The 19,905-nt window shown below is 77.4% G+C and carries 1 pseudogene; it reads right to left on the bottom strand.

What is annotated here, in order from left to right:
• Position 1: 1 nt before the first annotated feature.
• Positions 2-19,900 (bottom strand): annotated as a pseudogene (locus J2S66_RS07655) (type I polyketide synthase); the annotation flags it as partial.
• Positions 19,901-19,905 lie beyond the last annotated feature (5 nt).

Here is a 19,905-nt window from a genome sequence, read left to right as displayed (position 1 = left end):
GCTAGTCGATGCGCAGCTCGTTGTCGATGAAGTCGAAGAGGTCGTCCGCCCCGGCGGTGCTGATCCGGGCGCCGACCGCGCTGGGTTCGGCGGTCGTGCCGCCGGTCCAGCGCAGCAGCAGCGACCTCAGCCGGTCGGTGACCTCCTGCCGCGCGTCCGGGTCGCCGTCGTCCACGTCGGCGAGCACCCGGTCGAGCCGCTCCAGCTCGGCGACCACGGCCCGCGCCCCGTCCGGCTCCGCCGGCGCGAGGCCGTCGAGCAGGAGCCGGGACACTGCGTCGACCGTCGGGTGGTCGAACACCAGCGTCGCGGGCAGCCGCAGCCCGGACACCGCGCCGAGCCGGTTGCGCAGCTCGACCGCGGTGAGCGAGTCGAACCCGAGGTCGGTGAACCCGCGACCGGGGTCGAAGTCGGCGCGCTCGTGCCCGAGCACGGCCGCCACCTGGTCGGCCACCACGGCGTGCACGGCGGCCAGGCGTTCCCCGGCGGGCAGTGCGCGCAGCCGTTCGGCGAGGTCGGCGGGCGCGGTCTCGGCGGCGCGCCGGGCGACCGGCGGCACCAGGGCCGACAGCAGCGGCGGCACGGCCCCCGCGGCGCGCAGCGCGGCCTTGTCCAGCCGCAGCGCCACCACCACCGGGTCGGGCAGGGCCACGGCCCGGTCGAACCGGTCCAGCCCTTCCGCCGGGGTCAGCGCGGGCGTGCCCATGCGGGCCAGCCTGGCCAGTTCGGCCTCGGACAGCCCGCCGGTCATGCCCGCGTCGGCCGACCACGCGCCCCACACGAGGGACTGCCCCGGCAGGCCCGAGGCCCGGCGGTGCGCGGCGAGGGCGTCCAGCGCGGCGTTGGCGGCGGCGTAGTTCGCCTGGCCCGCGTTGCCGAACGTGCCCGCGACCGACGAGTACAGCACCAGTGGCACGTCGGTCAGCTCGTGCAGGTGCCAGGCGGCGTCGACCTTGGGCCGGAGGACGGTGTCGAACCGGTCCGGGGTGAGCGCGTCCAGCACGCCGTCGTCGAGCACACCGGCGGTGTGCACCACGGCGGCCAGCCGGCCCGCGGCGCCCAGCAGGGCGGCGACGGCGTCCCGGTCGGCCACGTCGCAGGCCGCGACCCGCGCCCGCGCGCCCAGCCCGGCGAGGTCCGCGACCAGCGCGTCCACCCCGTCGGCCGCCGCGCCGCGCCTGCTGACCAGCAGCAGGTCCCGCACGCCGCGCCCGGCCAGGTGGCGGGCCAGAAGCCCGCCGAGGCCGCCCGTGCCGCCGGTGACCAGGACGGTGCCGTCCGGGTCCCAGGCCGGGTGGTCGGGGGCGGTCGTCGCGACCGGCACGAGGCGCGGCACGAGGACCTCGTCGTCGCGCACGGCTACCTGGTCCTCGCCGCTCGCCAGGGCCGCCGCGAGGGACGGGCCCGGGTCGTCGGCGTCGACGAGCGCGAACCGGCCGGGGTGCTCGGCCTGCGCGCTGCGCACCAGGCCCCACACCGCCGCTTCGGCCACGTCGACCTCGTCCGCCCCGGTGGCGTCCACCCCGGCGCGGGTGCCGAACACCAGCAGCGCGTCGGCGCAGCGCGGGTCGGCCAGCCAGTCGTGCAGCACGCCCAGCGCCCAGCCGGTCGCGACGCGCACCGCCTCGGGCATCGGCAGGCCCGCCGTGGCCGGCGGTCCGGCCAGCACGACGTCCGGCAGGTCGTTCCGGTCCACCTCGGGCAGCGGCGACCAGCGGCCCTCGCCCGGGGTCACCCGGACCGGCGACCAGGTGACGCGCAGCAGCGGGTCCGGGTCGGGCGCGGTGGCGCCGAGGGCGGCCGGGTCGACCGCCCGCAGCGCCAGCGACCGCACCGTCACCACGGGCGCGCCGGCCGGGTCGGTGGCGGTGAGCGCCACCGCGTCGCCGTCCGGCACCAGCCGCACCCGCAGCGCCGTCGCGCCCGAGGCGTGCACGGTCGCGTCACCCCAGTTGAACGGCAGCAGCGGGGTGCCCGCCCCGGTCAGGTCGAGCAGCGCGGACGCCTGGAGCGCCGCGTCGAGCAGGCCGGGGTGCAGCACGAAGCCCACCGCCTCGGCGGGGTCCGGGAGCGCCAGCTCCGCGAACACCTCGCCGTCGCGCCGCCACGCCGCGCGCAGGCACCGGAACGCCGGGCCGTAGTCGAAGCCGGAGTCGGCGAACCGCTCGTAGACGTCGGACAGGTCCACCGGGTCGGCGCCGGCGGGCGGCCACTCCGGGGGCATCGTCCCGGGGTCGCCGTCCGACGCCCCGAGGACGCCGCTCGCGTTGCGCCGCCACGGCGCGTCGGCCGACGCCCGGGAGTGCACGCGGACCGTCCGCTCGCCGCTCCCGTCCGCGCCGCCCACCGTCACCTGGACCTGCGCGCCCGCCTCGGGCAGCGCCAGCGGCGCCTCCAGGGTCAGCTCGCGGACCGCGCCGCAGCCGATCCGGTCGCCGGCCCACACCGCGAGTTCCAGCACGGCCGTGCCCGGCACCAGGGTGGCGCCGAAGACGACGTGGTCGGCCAGCCACGGGTGGGTGCGGGTGGACAGCCTGCCGGTGCCGAGCAGTCCGTCGGAGTCGGGCAGCTCGACCGCACCGCCGAGCATCGGGTGCACGGCCGCGCCGAGCCCGATCGACGCCGCGTCCCCGGTCCGGGCCTGCGGCTTCGGCCAGAAGCGGCGGTGCTGGAAGGCGTAGGTGGGCAGGTCGGCCCGATCCGCGCCGGCGAACAGCGGCGCGAGGTCCACGCCGACGCCCGCGGTGTGCAGGCGGGCCAGCGCGGTGACGGCGGAGGTGTGCTCGTCCCGGTCCGCGCGCAGCACGGGCAGCGCGACCGCCGCGCCGTCCAGGGTCTCCTCGGCGAGGGCGGTCAGCGTGCCGTCGGGGCCGAGTTCCAGCAGGACGCCGACGCCGTTGTCCCGGCACCACGCCACGGCGTCGTGGTAGCGGACGGTCGCCCGCACGTGCCGCACCCAGTACTCGGGATCGGTCACGTCGGCGTGGCCGCCGGTCACCGTGGACGCGATCGGCACGCGCGGCTCGGCGAACGCCAGCCCGGCGACGACCTCGCGGAACGCGTCGAGCACCGGTTCCACCAGCGGCGAGTGGAAGGCGTGGCTCACCCGCAGGCGGGTGGTCTTGCGGCCGAGCGCGGCGAAGTGCGCGGCCAGGTCCTCCACGGCGGCGGCGTCGCCCGCGACCACGACCGCGTGCGGGCCGTTGACGGCGGCGAGGTCGACCCGCTCGTCGAGCAGGGGCCGCACCTCGTCCTCGGACGCCCGGACGGCGACCATGGCCCCGCCCGGGGGCAGCGCGGACATGAGCCGGCCCCGGGCCACGACGAGCTTCGCCGCGTCGGGGCCGGACAGCACCCCGGCGACGCGGGCCGCCGCGATCTCGCCGATCGAGTGCCCGACCAGCACGTCCGGGCGCACGCCGAACGACTCGACGAGCCGGTGCAGCGCGACCTCCAGGCAGTACAGCGCGGGCTGGGCGAACGCGGTGTCGTCCAGCCGGTCGCCGCCGGCCACGACGTCGCGCAGGGAGACGCCCGACCCGGACGTGCTCAGCTCGGCGTCGACCTCGGCGGTGACCTCGTCCAGCGCGGCGGCGAACACCGGGAAGCGGGCGGCGAGCCCGGTTCCCATGCCGACCCGCTGGGCACCCTGGCCGGCGAACAGCAGCGCCACGCGCGGGGCGTCCCGGACGACCGCCTCGACCAGGCCGGGCGCGGTGCGCCCCTCGGCGAGCGCGGCGAGCCCGGCGTGCAGCTCCTCCTCGGTGGTCCCGACGACGGCCGCCCGGTGCTCCAGCGCGGACCGGCCCGCGGCGAGCGTGCGGCCGACCGCGGCCGGGTCCTCCGCCCGGTCCAGCAGGTGGTCGAGCAGGCGGCGGGCCTGCGCCCGCAGCGCGCCGCCGCCGCGGGCGGACAGCACCCACGGCACGGCGCCGGCCTCGGCGCGCGCGGCCGCCGGCGCGGCCGGGGCCTGTTCGACGATGACGTGCGCGTTGGTGCCACTGATGCCGAACGACGACACGCCCGCCCGGCGGGGACGCCCGGCGTCGGGCCAGTCGGTGGTCTCGGTGAGCAGCCGCACGCTGCCCTCGGTCCAGTCGACCTGGTGGGACGGCTCGGTGACGTGCAGGGTGCGCGGCAGGCGGCCGTGGCGCATGGCCAGCACCACCTTGATGATGCCCGCGACGCCCGCCGCGGCCTGGGTGTGGCCGAGGTTCGACTTGATCGAGCCCAGCAGCAACGGCTCGTCGCGGTCCTGGCCGTAGGTCGCGAGCAGCGCCTGCGCCTCGATCGGGTCGCCGAGCGTGGTGCCGGTGCCGTGCGCCTCGACCACGTCCACGTCGGACGGGCTCAGCCCGCCGCCCGCGAGGGCCTGTCGGATCACGCGCTGCTGGGACGGGCCGTTGGGCGCGGTGAGCCCGTTGGACGCGCCGTCCTGGTTCACCGCGCTGCCCCGGACCACGGCGAGCACGTCGTGGCCGTTGCGGCGCGCGTCGGACAGGCGCTCCAGCACGAGCACGCCGACGCCCTCGGACCAGCCCACGCCGTCGGCGGTGTCGGAGAACGACTTGCACCGGCCGTCGGACGACAGGCCGCGCTGGGCGATGAACTCGGCGAACGGCGTGGGCGTGGCCATCACCGTGACACCGCCGGCCAGCGCCAGCGAGCACTCCCCGGAGCGCAGCGACTGCGCGGCCAGGTGCAGGGACACCAGGGACGACGAGCACGCCGTGTCGACCGTGACGGCCGGTCCCTCCAGGCCGAGGGTGTAGGACACCCGGCCGGACGCGACGCTGCCCGCGCTGCCGTTGCCCTGGTAGCCGCCGGTCTCGGAGTCGCCACGCAGCAGCATCCCGTAGTCGCTGTACATGACGCCGACGAACACGCCGGTGCGGCTGCCGCGCAGCGTGCGCGGCGGGATGCCGGCCCGTTCGCAGGCCTCCCAGGAGGTCTCCAGCAGCAGGCGCTGCTGGGCGTCGGTGGCGACGGCCTCGCGCGGGCTCATGCCGAAGAAGTCGGCGTCGAAGTCGCCCGCGTCGTGCAGGAAGCCGCCTTGCAGCACGTCGCGGGACACCTCCAGGTCGTCCACGCCGTCCAGGTCCCAGCCGCGGTCGGTCGGGAAGCCCGTCACGGCGTCCCCGCCGGCCACCAGGAACCGCCACAGCTCCTCGGGCGTGGTGATGCCGCCGGGGTAGCGGCAGGCCATGCCGACGATCACGACGGGGTCGTCGTCGGCGGCGGCGGTCACGGGGGCCGTGACCGGCGCGACCGGTTCACCGTCCACCTCGGACAGGACGTGCTCGGCGAGCGCCAGCGGCGTCGGGTGGTCGAACACCAGGGTCGCGGGCAGCCGCAGTCCGGTGGCGGCGGTGAGGTTGTTGCGCAGCTCCACGGCGGTCAGGGAGTCGAAGCCGATCTCGCCGAACGCCCGCTCCGGCTCGATGTCGGCGGCCGAGGCGTGCCCGAGGACCTGGGCGACCTGGGCGCGGACCTGGTCGAGCACGAACCGCAGCCGTTCGGCGGGCGACCGGTCGCGCAGGGCGCGGGCCAGCTCGCCCGCACCGGCCGAGGCCCGGCGCGCGGTCGGCTTGACCAGGGCGCGGAACAGCGGCGGCACCTCGGGTGCGGCGCGCAGCGCGGCCAGGTCCACCCGCACCGGCAGCACGGCCGGGCGGTCGAGGTCGCCGAACGCGGTGGCGTCGAACAGGGCCAGGCCCAGTTCCTCGCTCAGCGGCGGCAGGCCGGACCGGGTCATGCGGGCCACGTCGGCCTCGGCGAGCCCGCCGAGCATGCCCTCCGCCCGCGCCCAGGCGCCCCATGCCAGCGAGCGCACGGGCAGCCCGCGCGCGGCGCGGTGGGCGGCGAGGGCGTCGAGGGCGGCGTTGGCGGCGGCGTAGTTGCCCTGGCCGGCCGCGCCGAGCGCGCCCGCGACGGACGAGAACAGCACCAGCGGTCCGGTGAACAGCTCGTGCAGGTGCCAGGCCGCCTCGACCTTCGGCCGGATCACCCGGTCGAGCCGGGCCTGGTCGAGGGAGTCGAGGACGCCGTCGTCGAGCACGCCCGCCGCGTGCACCACGGCGGACGGCGGGTGCTCGGCGAGCAGCGCGGCCACCTGGTCGCGGTCGGTGGTGTCGCAGCGGACCACGTCGACGCGGGCGCCCAGCCCGGTCAGGTCGGCGGCGAGGTCGGCCGCGCCCGGCGCGTCGGGTCCACGTCGACCGGCCAGCACCAGGTGCCCGACGCCGTGCGCGGTGACGAGGTGGCGGGCGAGCAGCGCGCCCAGCCCGCCCGTGCCGCCGGTGATCAGCACGGTGCCGGTCCACGGCTCGGCGGGGCGCGCGGTGACGCGCACCAGCCGGGCGGCGCGGGCGTTGCCGTCGCGCAGGACCAGTTGGGGCTCGCCGGTGGCGACCGCGCCGGGCAGCGCGGCGGCCGAGGCGGGCGTCCCGTCGAGGTCGACGAGCGTGACGCGCCCCGGGTTCTCGGTCTGGGCGGTGCGGGCGAGGCCCCACGCGGCGGCGAGGGCCGGGTCCGGGTCGTCACCGGTCGCGCCGGACGTGACGAGCACCAGGCGGGTGTCGGCGAGGCGGGGTTCGGCGAACCACCGCCGGAGCAGGTCGAGCGCCGCGCCCGCGGTGGCCCGGACGGACGCGGGGAGGTCGCCGCCGGCGTTCCCGACCGGCACGGCGACCGCGCCCGGCACGTCCTCCGCCGCCGCCAGCTCGGCCAGGTCGGCGTACACCGGCAGGTCGAGACCGGGGATCGGCGCCCCGAGGGCGGCACAGCCCGCGGTGGTCGCCGCGGTGGTCGGCACCGGCACCCAGTCGACGCCGAACAGCGCGTCCCGCGTGGTCGGGGTGGCGACCTGGTCGGCCGCCACCTCGCGCAGCACCAGGCCCTCGACGGTGGCGACCGGGTCGCCCGCGCCGTCCGACACGCGCAGGGACACCTCGTTCCGCCCGGTCGGGGTCACGGTCGCGCGCAACGAGGTGGGGCCGGTGGCGTGCAGGGTCGCGCCGCGCCAGGAGAAGGGCAGGCGACCACCCTCCAACCCGGCGAAGCCGACGGCCTGGAGCACCGCGTCGAGCAGCGCCGGGTGCACGCCGAACGCGCCCGCCGCCGCCCGGTGCTCCTCGGGCAGGTCGGTCTCCACGTGCACCGCGCCGCCCGCGCGCCACACCGAGGTCAGGCCCTGGAACACCGGGCCGTAGGCGAAGCCGTCGGCGGCGGCGCGCTCGTAGAACCCGTCCAGGTCGACCGGCTCGGCGTCGGCGGGCGGCCACGCGGCCGGCCCGGCTGCGGGATCACCGGCTGGGGTGTCACCGGCTGGGGTGTCACCGGCTGGGGTGTCACCGGCTGCGGGGGTGGCGGTGCCGGTGGCGTGCCGGGTCCACGGACCGTCGTCGTCCTCCGGTCGCGAGTGGACGGTCAGGGACCGCGCGCCGGTGTCGTCGGCCGCGCCGACGGCCACCTGGACCACGACGGAGCCGCGCTCGGGCAGGACGAGCGGCGCGGCGAGGGTCAGCTCCTCCACCCGACCGCACCCGGACTCGGCGGCGGCGTGCGCGGCGAGGTCGAGGAACGCGGTGCCGGGCAGGATCGCCGCACCCAGCACGGCGTGGTCGGCGAGCCACGGGTGCGTGTCGAGGGACAGGCTGCCGGTGAACAGGTGGCCGCCGGTCTCGGTCAGCTCGACGCTCGCGGCGAGCAGCGGGTGACCGGAGTCGCGCAGGCCGAGGCTGCCCAGGCCGCCGGCCATCAACCGCAGGCCCTGCGGCCAGTAGTGGCGGTGCTGGAAGGCGTAGGTCGGCAGGTCGGTGCGCCGCGCGCCGGTGCCCGCGAACACCTCCGCCCACGTCACGGGTACGCCCGCCACCGCGAGGCGGCCGAGCGCGGTGGCGGCGGAGACCTCCTCGCCGGTGCCGCGCCGCAGCAGCGGGACGGCCCCGGTGGCGGCGCTGAGCGAGCCGTCCGGTCCGATCTCCACCAGCACCGCGACCTCCAGGGACGCCACGGCGTCGGCGAAGAGCACGGTCCGCCGCACCTGGTCCACCCAGTAGTCCGGCGAGCAGGCGGTCTCCGCGTCCAGCGGTCGCGCGGTCACCGTCGAGGTGATCGGGACCCGCGGCGGCGCGAACGACAGCCCTTCGACGACGGCCCGGAAGTCGTCCAGCACCGGGTCCACCAGCGGGGAGTGGAAGGCGTGGCTCACGGCGAGCCGGCGCGTGCGGTGACCGGCGCCGGCCAGCCGGTCGGCGGCGGCCAGCACGCGGTCCTCCGGGCCGGCGATCACCAGGGCGTCCGGGGCGTTCACGGCGGCGAGCACCACGTCGTCGTCCAGCACGGCGGCGACGTCGTCCACCGAGGCGCGCACCGACACCATCGCCCCGCCGGCCGGCAGCGCGGACATCAACCGGCCGCGCGCGACGACCATGCGGGCCGCGTCGGCCAGGGACAACACGCCGGCGGCGTGCGCGGCGGCGATCTCGCCGACGGAGTGGCCGACCAGCACGTCCGGCCGCACGCCCCACGAGCGCACGAGCCGGAACAGCGCCACCTCGACCGCGAACAGCGCGGGCTGGGTGAACGCCGTGTCGTCCAGCCGCCCGTCGCCGGAGGCGACGACCTCGCGCAGCGACAGGCCGAGTTCGGCGTCGAGCGCGGCGTACACCTCGGCGAGGGCGTCGGCGAACACCGGGTGGCGGGCGGCCAGCTCCTCCCCCATGCCGACCCGCTGCGCGCCCTGGCCGGCGAACAGCAGGCCGACGCGGGCCTTGCCGCGCACGGCGGTCGACGTGCCGCCCTCGGCGAACGCGGTCAGCGCCCCGATGGCGTCGGCCTTCGTCACGGCGGTGACGGCGGCCCGGTGCTCGAACCACGAGCGGGTGGTGACCAGGGAGAACGCGGTGTCGAGCAGGTCGGCGGTCGCCAGGTGCGACGCCAGCCGGGCGGCCTGGTCGCGCAGCGCCTCGGGCGTCTTGGCGGTCACCACGAGCGGCACGGCGGACGGCGTGACGACGGCGGCGGGGCGGGTGGGCGCGGCGGGCCACTGCTCGATGATGGTGTGCGCGTTGGTGCCGCTGATGCCGAACGACGACACTCCCGCGCGGCGCACCCGGCCGGTCTCCGGCCACGGCACCGGCTCGGGCAGCAGGTCCACGTCGCCCGCGTCCCAGTCCACGTGGGACGACGGGGTGCCGAGGTGCAGGGTGCGCGGCACGATCCCGTGCCGCATCGCCATGACGACCTTGATGACACCCGCGACGCCCGCCGCCGCCTGGGTGTGGCCCAGGTTCGACTTGACGGAGCCGAGCAGCAGCGGTCGTTCCCGCTCCTGGCCGTAGGTGGCGAGGACGGCTTGCGCCTCGATCGGGTCTCCCAGGGTCGTGCCGGTGCCGTGCGCCTCCACCACGTCCACGTCGGACGGCGCGAGGCCCGCGTTGGCCAGCGCGGCCCGGATCACCCGCTGCTGCGACGGACCGTTCGGCGCGGTCAGACCGTTCGACGCACCGTCCTGGTTCACGGCCGAACCACGCACCACCGCCAGCACCTCGTGACCATTGCGACGCGCGTCCGACAGCCGCTCCAGGACCAGGATGCCGACGCCCTCGCCCCAGCCGACGCCGTCGGCGCTGTCGGAGAACGACTTGCAGCGGCCGTCCGGGGACACGCCGCGCTGCCGGCTGTAGTCGACGAACACGTTGGGCGTGGACATGACGGTCACACCGCCCGCCAGCGCCAGGTCGCACTCGCCCTGGCGCAGCGCCTGCGCCGCGAGGTGCAGGGTGACCAGGGACGACGAGCAGGCCGTGTCGACGGTGATCGCCGGGCCCTCCAGGCCGAGGGTGTAGGAGACCCGGCCGGACGCGATGCTGCCGCCGCTGCCGTTGCCGCCGTAGCCCTCGGCGTCGGCGACGTTGAACAGGGTGAACGCGTAGTCGCTGTACATGACGCCGACGAAGACGCCGGTGCGGCTGCCGCGCAGCGTCACCGGGTCCACCCCCGCGCGTTCGACCGCCTCCCAGGACGCCTCCAGCAGCAGCCGCTGCTGCGCGTCGGTGGCCAGCGCCTCGCGCGGCGACAGGCCGAAGAACGCCGCGTCGAACTCGGGCGCCTCGTGCAGGAACCCGCCGGACCGCGTGTACGACGTGCCGGGGTGCGCGGGGTCGGGGTGGTAGAGGTTGTCGACGTCCCAGCCGCGGTCGGTCGGGAAGTCGGTGACGGCGTCCACGCCGTCGCTGACCAGCCGCCACAGGTCCTCGGGCGAGCGCACGCCGCCGGGGTAGCGGCAGCCCATGCCGACGATGACGATCGGGTCGTCGTCGGAGGCGCGGGTGGCCGGCGCGGCGGTGGGCGCGTCGGCGAGCGTACCCAGCAGTTCGTCACCGAGGTGCGCGGCGAGCGCGGCCGGGGTCGGGTAGTCGAACACCAGGGTCGCGGGCAGCCGCAGCCCGGTGGCCGCGCCGAGCCGGTTGCGCAGGTCGACCGAGGTCAGCGAGTCGAAGCCGAGTTCGCGGAACGGCAGGTCGGGGTCCACGGCGTCGGCCGTGCCGTGCCCGAGGACGACGGCGACCTGCTCGGCGACCATCCCGGACAGCGCGCCGGCCCGTTCCTCGACGGGCAGCGCGGACAGGACGTCGGACAGCGCGCGGGCGGCGTCGGAGCCGGCGCGGGCGGCGGAGCGTCGGGTGGGCGGCACGAGGCCGCGCAGCAGCGCGGGCACTTCGAACTGCCCGCGCAGCACGGCCAGGTCCAGGTACAGGGGCGCGGCCACGGGTTCGGCGGTCGCCACGGCCGCGTCGAACAGCGCGAGGCCGGTCCCGGCGGGCATGGCGGGCATGCCGGAGCGGGCCATGCGCTGGAGGTCGGCGTCGGTGAGCGCGCCGGTGAGGCCGCCCTCCTGCGCCCACGGCCCCCACACCAGGGACTGGGCAGGCAGGCCGGCGGCGGCGCGGTGCTGCATGAGCGCGTCGACCCAGGCGTTGGCGGCGGCGTAGTTGGCCTGGCCGGGGCTGCCGAGCGTGCCGGACACCGAGGAGTAGGCCAGGAACGCGGTCAGGTCGAGGTGGGCGGTGGCCTCGTGCAGGTGCCAGGCCACGTCCACCTTGGGACGCAGCACGCCGGCCATCCGCTCGGGCGTCAGCGACGAGAGCACGCCGTCGTCCAGGACACCGGCGGCGTGCACGACCGAACCCACCGGGTGCGCGGCGACGAGGGCGCGCACGGCGTCGCGGTCGGTGAAGTCGCAGGCGGCCACGGAGACCTCCGCGCCCAACCCGGTCAGGTCGGCGACCAGGTCGTCCACGCCCGCCGCGGCGGGTCCGCGACGACCGGCGAGCACGAGCCTGCGCGCGCCGTGCTCCACCACCAGGTGCCGGGCGAGCATGCCGCCCAGGCCGCCCGTGCCGCCGGCGACGAGGACGGCGCGGTCCGGGTCGACCAGGGGCGACTCGCGGCGGGGCGCGTCGGCGGGCACGCGGGCGAAGCGGGGCACGAGCACCTCGCCGTCGCGCACGGCGGCCTGCGGTTCGGCGGCGGCGAGCACGGCGGCCAGCGACCCGGCCGGCTCGTCCGCGCCGAGGTCCACCAGCGCGAAGCGACCGGGTTCCTCCATCAGCGCGGACCGGACGAGGCCCCACGCGCCGGCGGCGGCGAGGTCGGCGACGTCCTCGCCGCGCACGGACATCGCGCCGCGCGTGACGACGACCAGGACCGCGTCGCCGAACCGGGTGTCGGTCACCCAGGACCGGCACAGCTCCAGGACCCGCACCGCGACCTCGTGCGCGGACTCCACCGGTCGCGACGGGTCGCCCTCGACCGGGGCGAACACCACGCCGGTCGCGGTGCCCAGGTCGTCCAGGGCGGTGTGGTGCACCGCGCCTGGCAGGCCGAGGTCGTGGGGGCCGACGACGACCGGCGCGTCCAGCGGGGTCGCCTCGGCGGTCACGGGCACCCAGTCGACGCGGAACACCGAGGTCGGCGCGGCCGGGGCGTCGAGGGCGTCGGCGGCGACCGGGCGCAGGGTCAGCGAGGTGACGGTGGCGACCGGCTCGCCGTCCGCGTCGGCCACGGCCAGCGCCACGGCGTCCGGGCCGACCGGGGTCAACCGGACGCGGACCGCGCCCGCGCCGCCCGCGTGGACGGTGACGCCGGACCAGGAGAACGGCAGGCGGCCCGCGCCGGCGCCGCCGGGCAGGGCGAACGCGGAGGCGTGCAGGGCCGCGTCGAGCAGCGCGGGGTGCAGGGCGAACGCGGAGGCGTCCACCGAGTCGGCGGTCTCCGGCAGCACGACCTCGGCGAAGGTGTCGTCGCCCCGCCGCCACACGGCGGTGAGCCCCTGGAACGCCGGTCCGTAGCCGAACCCGCCCTCGGCGAGGTCGGCGTAGAAGCCGTCCAGCGGCACGGCGGTCGCGCCGGCCGGCGGCCACTCGGCCCCACCACCGGGCGCGGCGGGGAGGGCGGCGACGGCCAGTGCGCCGGTCGCGTGCCGCGTCCACGGCTGGTCGGCGGCCTCGGGGCGGGAGTACACGGTGAGCGGGCGCGTGCCGTCGTCGGCGGGCGCGCCCACGGCGACCTGCACGTCCACCCGCCCCTTGGCTGGCAGCACGAGCGGGGTCTGGAGCGTCAGCTCCTCGACCCGGGAGCAGCCGACCTCGTCGGCCGCGCGGACGGCCAGCTCCAGGTAGGCGGTGCCGGGGACGACGACCGCGCCGAGCACGGCGTGGTCGGCGAGCCACGGGTGGCTGCGCACGGACAGGCTGCTCGTGAACAGGTGCCCGTCGGAGTCGGGCAGTTCGACGGCCGCGCCGAGCAGCGGGTGGCCGGCCGGGCGCAGGCCCGCGGCGGACACGTCGCCCGCGGCGTCCGCGGTGCGCGGCCAGTAGCGGGTGTGCTGGAAGGCGTAGGTGGGCAGGTCGACGCGTCGCGCGCCGGTGCCCGCGAAGGCTGCCAGGACGCCGCCCGCTCCGGCGGTGTGCAGCTGCGCGAGGGCGGTGACCAGCGCCGTCTGCTCGTCGCGGTCGCGGCGCAGCAACGGCACGACGACCGCGTCGTCCGCCGCGCTGTCCTGCACCGCACCCGTCAGCGAGCCGTCCGGCCCGACCTCGACGAACAGCGCCGCGCCCGTCGCGCGCACGGCGTCGGCGAACCGCACGGTGTCCCGGACCTGGCGGACCCAGTACTCGGGCGTGTTCCACGCGCCGCCGGCCGTGGGCTCGTAGGCCGAGTGCGGCGCTTCGAAGGCGATCCCGTCCAGCACCCGCCGGAAGTCGCCCAGCATCGGCTCCATCAGCGCCGAGTGGAACGCGTGGCTCACCCGCAGCCGCTTGGTGCGGCGACCGGCCAGCCGTTCCGCGACCGCGAGGACTTCGGCCTCCGGCCCGGCCAGCACGACGGCGTCCGGGCCGTTCACGGCGGCGATCGACACGGCGTCGCCCAGCAGCGGCGTGACGACCTCCTCGGACGCGGCCACGGCGAGCATCGCGCCACCGGGCGGCAACGCCTGCATCAGCTTCGCGCGGGCCACCACCAGGCGACACGCGTCCGCCAGCGAGAAGACACCCGCGACGTGCGCGGCGGCGATCTCACCGACCGAGTGCCCGACCAGCACGTCCGGCCGCACGCCCGCCGACTCCAGCAGCCGGAACAGGGCCACCTCGACGGCGAACAGCGCGGGCTGGGCGAACCCGGTCCGGTCCAGGTCGCCGTTGAGCAGCACGTCGCGCAGCGACCAACCCAGCTCGGCATCGAGCACGGCGGCCACCTCGTCCAGGGCGGCGGCGAACACGGGGTGCGACGCGTGCAGCTCGCAGCCCATCCGGGCGCGCTGCGCGCCCTGCCCCGCGAACACGAACGCGGTGCGGGGCCTGCCGCGTGCGACGACGCCCTCGCCGCGCTCGGCGAACGCGGTCAGCGCGGCGACCGCCTCATCGCGGTCCGAGGCCACGACGGCGGCGCGGTGCGCGAACGCCGACCGGCTCGTGACCAGCGAGTGCGCCAGGTCGACGGTGCGCAGGTCGGTGCGCTCGCCGAGGAACGCCGCCAACCGGGCGGCCTGGTCGCGCAGCGCGGCCGGGGTCTTCGCGGACAGCACCCACGGCAGGACGCGGTCCGCCGCCGGCTCGGGCGCGGACGGCGCGTCGGGGGCCTGCTCGATGATCGTGTGCGCGTTGGTGCCGCTGACGCCGAACGAGGACACGCCCGCCCGCCACGGCCGCCCGGTCTCCGGCCACGACCGGGCCTGCGCCAGCAGTTCGACGGCACCGGCCGTCCAGTCCACGTGGGACGACGGCGCGTCGAGGTGGAGGCTGCGCGGGGCCAGGCCGTGGCGCATGGCCAGCACGACCTTGATCACGCCCGCGACGCCGGCGGCGGCCTGCGAGTGGCCGATGTTCGACTTGATCGAGCCGAGCAGCAGCGGGCGCTCGCGGTCCTGACCGTAGGCGGCGAGGACGGCTTGCGCCTCGATCGGGTCTCCCAGGGTCGTGCCGGTGCCGTGCGCCTCCACCACGTCCACGTCGGACGGCGCGAGGCCCGCGTTGGCCAGCGCGGCCCGGATGACCCGCTGCTGCGACGGACCGTTCGGCGCGGTCAGACCGTTCGACGCACCGTCCTGGTTCACGGCCGAACCACGCACCACCGCCAGCACCTCGTGACCGTTGCGACGCGCGTCGGACAGCCGCTCCAGGACCAGCACGCCGACGCCCTCGGACCAGCCCACGCCGTCCGCGCCGTCGGAGAACGAGCGGCAGCGGCCGTCGGCCGACATCGCGCCCTGCTCGCTGAACTCGATGAACCCGGCCGGGGTGGACATCACCATCACGCCGCCGGCCAGCGCCAGCGAGCACTCCCCCGCCCGCAGCGACCGCGCGGCCAGGTGCAGCGCCACCAGGGACGACGAGCACGCCGTGTCCACGGTGACCGCCGGCCCCTCCAGGCCCAGCACGTAGGAGATGCGGCCGGACAGGACGCTGGCCGAGTTGCCGCTGTTGAGGTGGCCCAGCACCTCCTCGTGGGCGTGGGCGGCGACGCCCGCGTAGTCCTGGCCACTGGTGCCGACGAACACGCCGGTGTCCCGCCCGCGCAGGGTCGCGGGGTCGATGCCGGCGCGTTCCAGCGACTCCCAGGTGACCTCCAGCAGCAGGCGCTGCTGCGGGTCCATGGCCAGCGCCTCGCGCGGGGAGATCTCGAAGAACCCGGCGTCGAAGCCCGCCGCGCCCTCCAGGAAACCGCCCTCGCGGGTGCGGGACGACCCGAAGTCCGAGCCTGCCAGCACGTCCAGGTCCCAGCCCCGGTCGGTGGGGAACGGGCCGATGCCGTCGCGCCCCTCCACCAGCAGGTCCCACAGGTCCTCGGGCGAGCGCACCCCGCCCGGGTAGCGGCAGGCCATGCCGACGATCGCGACGGGGTCGTCGTCCGCGGCGGCGAGCGCGGCGGCCGGCAGGAGCGCGGCCGGGCCGCCGACCAGTTCGGCGAGGACGTGCTCGGCGAGCACCGCGGGCGTCGGGTGGTCGAACACGAGGGTGGCGGGCAGGTTCAGGCCGGTGAGCGCGCCGAGGCCGTTGCGCAGCTCCACGGCGGTCAGCGAGTCGAACCCGAGGTCCCGGAACGGCCGGTCGGCCTCGATGGCGGCGGGGTCGGTGCGGCGCAGCACGGACGCGGCGACCGTGCGGACGGCGTCGAGCACCGCCGCGCCCCGGTCGGCCTCGGGCATGGCGGCGAGGCGGTCGCGCAGCTCGGAGGCGGTGGTGCCGGCGTCGGTGCGGTCGGCCTCGGCTGCGGCGACGGCGTGCCGGGCCTGCGGCAGGTCGGCGAACAGCGGCGTGGGGCGGCTGAGCAGCGACAGGTCCAGGAACGCGGACCAGTCCACGTCGGCGACGGTCAGCGTCGGCAGCCCCTCGGCGACCGCGAGGTCCAGCGCGTCCAGAGCGGAGTCGGGGTCAAGCGGCGTGACACCGCGCCCGAACGCGGTGGCGGCCGGGTTGTCCGGCAGCGCCCACGGTCCCCAGGCGACGGAGGTGGCGGGCAGGCCGCGGGCGTGGCGGTGCTCGGCGAGGGCGTCGAGGACGGCGTGCGCGGCGGCGTGCCCGGCGCGGCCGAGGACCCCGGTGACGCCGGTGAGCGAGGAGCACAGGACGAACGCGGCGAGGTCGAGGTGGGCGGTGGCCTCGTGCAGGGTGGTGGCGGTCCGCGCGCCGGTCAGGGCGCGGGCGAGGTGGTCGGCGTCGACGCTGTCGACCACCAGGTCGTCGTGGACGCCGACGGCGTGCACGACGGACGTCACGGCGTGCGCGGCGAGCAGGGCGTCCACGGCGGCGCGGTCCGCGAGGTCGCAGGCGGCGAACGTGACCCGCGCGCCGGTCGCTTCGAGTTCGGCGCGCAGGTCGGCGTGCGCGGCGGCGTCGGCGGTGCGGGCCACGAGCAGCAGGTGGACGCCCGCGCGGGCCAGGTGGCGCGCGACCCGCGAGCCGACCCGCCCGGTGCCGCCGGCGACGAGCACGCGGTCACCGGACCACGCACCGGACGGGTTCGCGGTCCGGGCGGGCGCGGGGACGAGGCGGCGGGCCAGCACGCCGTCGGCGCGCACGGCCACCTGGTCCTCGTCGCCCGCGAGCACGCGCGGCAGCAGGGCGGCGGTCGCGGCGTCCACCGCGGCGGGCAGGTCGACCAGCCCGCCCCAGCGGCGCGGGTACTCCAGGGCGGCGACGCGGCCGAGGCCCCACGCGGCGGCCTGCGCCGGGTCTGCCTCGACGTCGCGGGTGGCGCACCACAGCGGGGCGTCCACGCCGAGGTCGCCGAGCGCCTGCACCAGGCACGCCCCGGCGGTGGGGTCCTCCAGGGCCAGCAGGGACAGCACGCCGCCGAAGTCGGCCCCGTCGAGCAGGGCGGGCCGCAGCGACGCGACGAGCCCGGCGCGGGTGAGGTCCTCCGGCGTCACGACGGCCGTCGGGCCGAGCGCGGCGACGACCTGGCCCACCCACTCGGAGCCGAGGTACGCGGCGGGCACGACGACCAGCCACGGGTCGGTGTCGGCGGCGGGGCCGGGCTCCACCGGGGTCCAGGTGGCGCGGTAGCGGCGGCCGTCGGTGACGAACCGCTCGCGCCTGCGCCGCCGCCACGCCGACAGCGCGGGCACGACAGCGCCCAGGGCGGCCTCGTCCACGTCGAGGTCGGCGCTGAGCCGGTCGAGGTCGGTGGAGGCCAGGACGTCCCAGAAGCCGTCGTCCCGGCCCTCGCCGGCCCCGGGCGCCTCCGGCCAGAACCGCTCGTGCCGGAACGCGTAGGTCGGCAGCTCGACCGCGGTGCGCGGGCCGAGGAACGCCGCCCAGTCGGGGCGCGTGCCGCCGACCGCCAGCGCGCCGACCGCGACGGCCAGCGCCTCGCCCTCGCCGCGGTCGCGGCGCAGCGTCGGCACGACCGCGGCGGGACCGGCGCTCGCCTGCGCCATGCCGGACACGGACCCGTCGGGCCCGATCTCCAGGAGGGTGCGGACGCCGTCGTCCACGAGCCGCCGCACGCCGTCGGCGAACCGCACGGTGGAGCGGACCTGGGTGACCCAGTGGTCGGCCCAGTCCGACGAACCCCAGTTCTCCGGGCGCAGCGGCGCGCCGGTCACCGTGGACACGATCGGGATGACGGGCTCGGCGTGGGTGATCGCCTCGGCGACGGCCCGGAACTCGTCGAGCACCGGGTCCATCAGCGGCGAGTGGAACGCGTGGCTGACCCGCAGCCGCCTGGCCCTGTCGCCCAGGCGCTCGGCGACGGCGAGCACGGCGTCCTCCGGTCCGGCGAGGACGACGGACCCGGGCCCGTTCACCGCCGCCACGGCGACCTCGGGCGGCAGGAGCGGCAGCACGTCGGCCTCGGCCGCGCGGACGGCGACCATCGCGCCGCCCCCGGGCAGGGCGCGCATGAGCCGGCCGCGCGCGGAGACCAGGCGGCAGGCGTCGGGGAGGGTCAGGACACCCGCGACGTGCGCGGCGGCGATCTCGCCGACGGAGTGGCCGAGCAGGAAGTCCGGTCGGACACCCCACGACTCCAGGAGCCGGAACAACGCCACCTCGAACGCGAACAGCGCGGCCTGGGTGTGGTCGGTGGAGTCCAGCAGGTCCGCGCCGGGCGTGCCGGGCTCGGCGAACAGCACGTCGGTCGACGTGTCGAGCAGGGCGAGCGCCTCGTCCAGCGCGGCGGCGAACACGGGGTGGCGGGCGTGCAGTTCGCGGCCCATGCCCGCGCGCTGCGAGCCCTGGCCGGCGAACAGCGCGGCCAGGCCGCCCCGGACGGGCGTGCCGGTGAGCACGTCGGGGTGCGGCGTGCCGGCGGCCAGCGCGTCGAGGCCGGCCAGCAGCCCTTCGCGGTCGTGGGCGACGACGGCGGCCCGCTGGTCGAGCGCGGCCCTGGTGGTGGCGGCCGAGAACGCGAGGTCGGCGACCGGCGCGGTGGAGCCGGCGACGTGGTCGCGCAGCCTGGCGGCCTGCGCGCGCAGGGCGGCGGCGCCCCGTGCCGACACCAGCACCGGGACCGCGTTCGCGACCGGCTCGGCGGGTTCGGCGGGTTCCGCGTCCGGGGCCTGCTCCAGGATCACGTGCGCGTTGGTGCCGCTGAGGCCGAACGACGACACCGCGGCCCGGCGCGGCCGGTCCACCTCCGGCCAGTCACGGGCCTCGGTCAGCAGCTCCACGCGGCCCGCCGACCAGTCGACGGCCGTCGTCGGGCGCGTCACGTGCAGGGTCGCGGGGAGCACGCCGTGCCGCATCGCCTGCACGGCCTTGATCACGCCCGCGACGCCGGCGGCGGCCTGCGTGTGGCCCAGGTTGGACTTGACCGACCCCAGGTAGGCGGGTTCGTCGCGGTCGAGGCCGTAGGTCGCGAGCAGCGCCTGCGCCTCGATCGGGTCGCCCAGCGACGTGCCGGTGCCGTGCGCCTCGACGACGTCCACCTCGGACGGCGACAGGTCCGCGTTGGCCAGCGCCTGCCAGATGACCCGGCGCTGGGACGGGCCGTTGGGCGCGGTCAGGCCGTTGGACGCGCCGTCGGAGTTGACCGCCGAGCCCCGGACGACCGCCAGCACGCGGTGCCCGTTGCGCCGGGCGTCGGAGAGCCGTTCGAGCACGAGCACGCCGACGCCCTCGGACCAGCCGGTGCCGTCCGCGCCGTCGGCGAACGCCTTGCACCGGCCGTCGGACGCCAGGCCGCCCTGCCGGGAGAACTCGACGAACGCGCCAGGCGCGGACATCACCGTGACGCCGCCGGCCAGCGCCAGCCCGCACTCGCGGGTGCGCAGGGCGTGCGCGGCCCAGTGCAGGGCGACCAGGGACGACGAGCACGCCGTGTCGACGGTGACCGCCGGTCCCTCCAGGCCCAGCACGTACGCCAGGCGGCCGGACAGGACGCTGGCCGCGTTGCCGGTGCCCAGGTGGCCCTCGACGTCCGCGCCCGAGGCGTGCACCAGGTGCCCGTACTCCTGGCCGTTCGTGCCGACGAACACGCCGGTGTCGCCGCCGCGCAGGGCGGTCGGGTCGAGCCCGGCCCGCTCCAGCGCCTCCCACGCGACCTCCAGCAGCAGGCGCTGCTGCGGGTCCATGGCCAGCGCCTCGCGCGGCGAGATGCCGAAGAAGTCCGCGTCGAAGTCGCCCGCGCCGGCCAGGAAGCCGCCGCGCGCCGTGGACGCCGCCGCGCCGAGCGCGGCCAGGTCCCAGCCCCGGTCGGCGGGGAAACCGCCGATGGCGTCACCGCCCGTCGCGACCAGCTCCCACAGCTGCTCCGGGTCGTCGACGCCGCCGGGGAACCGGCAGCCCATCCCGACCACCGCGATCGGCTCCCGTTCGCGGCGCCGTGCCTCGTCGAGGCTGCGCTTGGTGTCGCGCAGGTCGGCGGTGGCCCGCTTGAGGTAGTCGAGCAGCTTGT

The sequence above is a fragment of the Saccharothrix longispora genome, assembly GCF_031455225.1.
Lineage (GTDB): Bacteria > Actinomycetota > Actinomycetes > Mycobacteriales > Pseudonocardiaceae > Actinosynnema > Actinosynnema longispora.
Note: the sequence above shows the minus strand (reverse complement) of the source record. Positions and strands in the feature narration are given on the sequence as shown.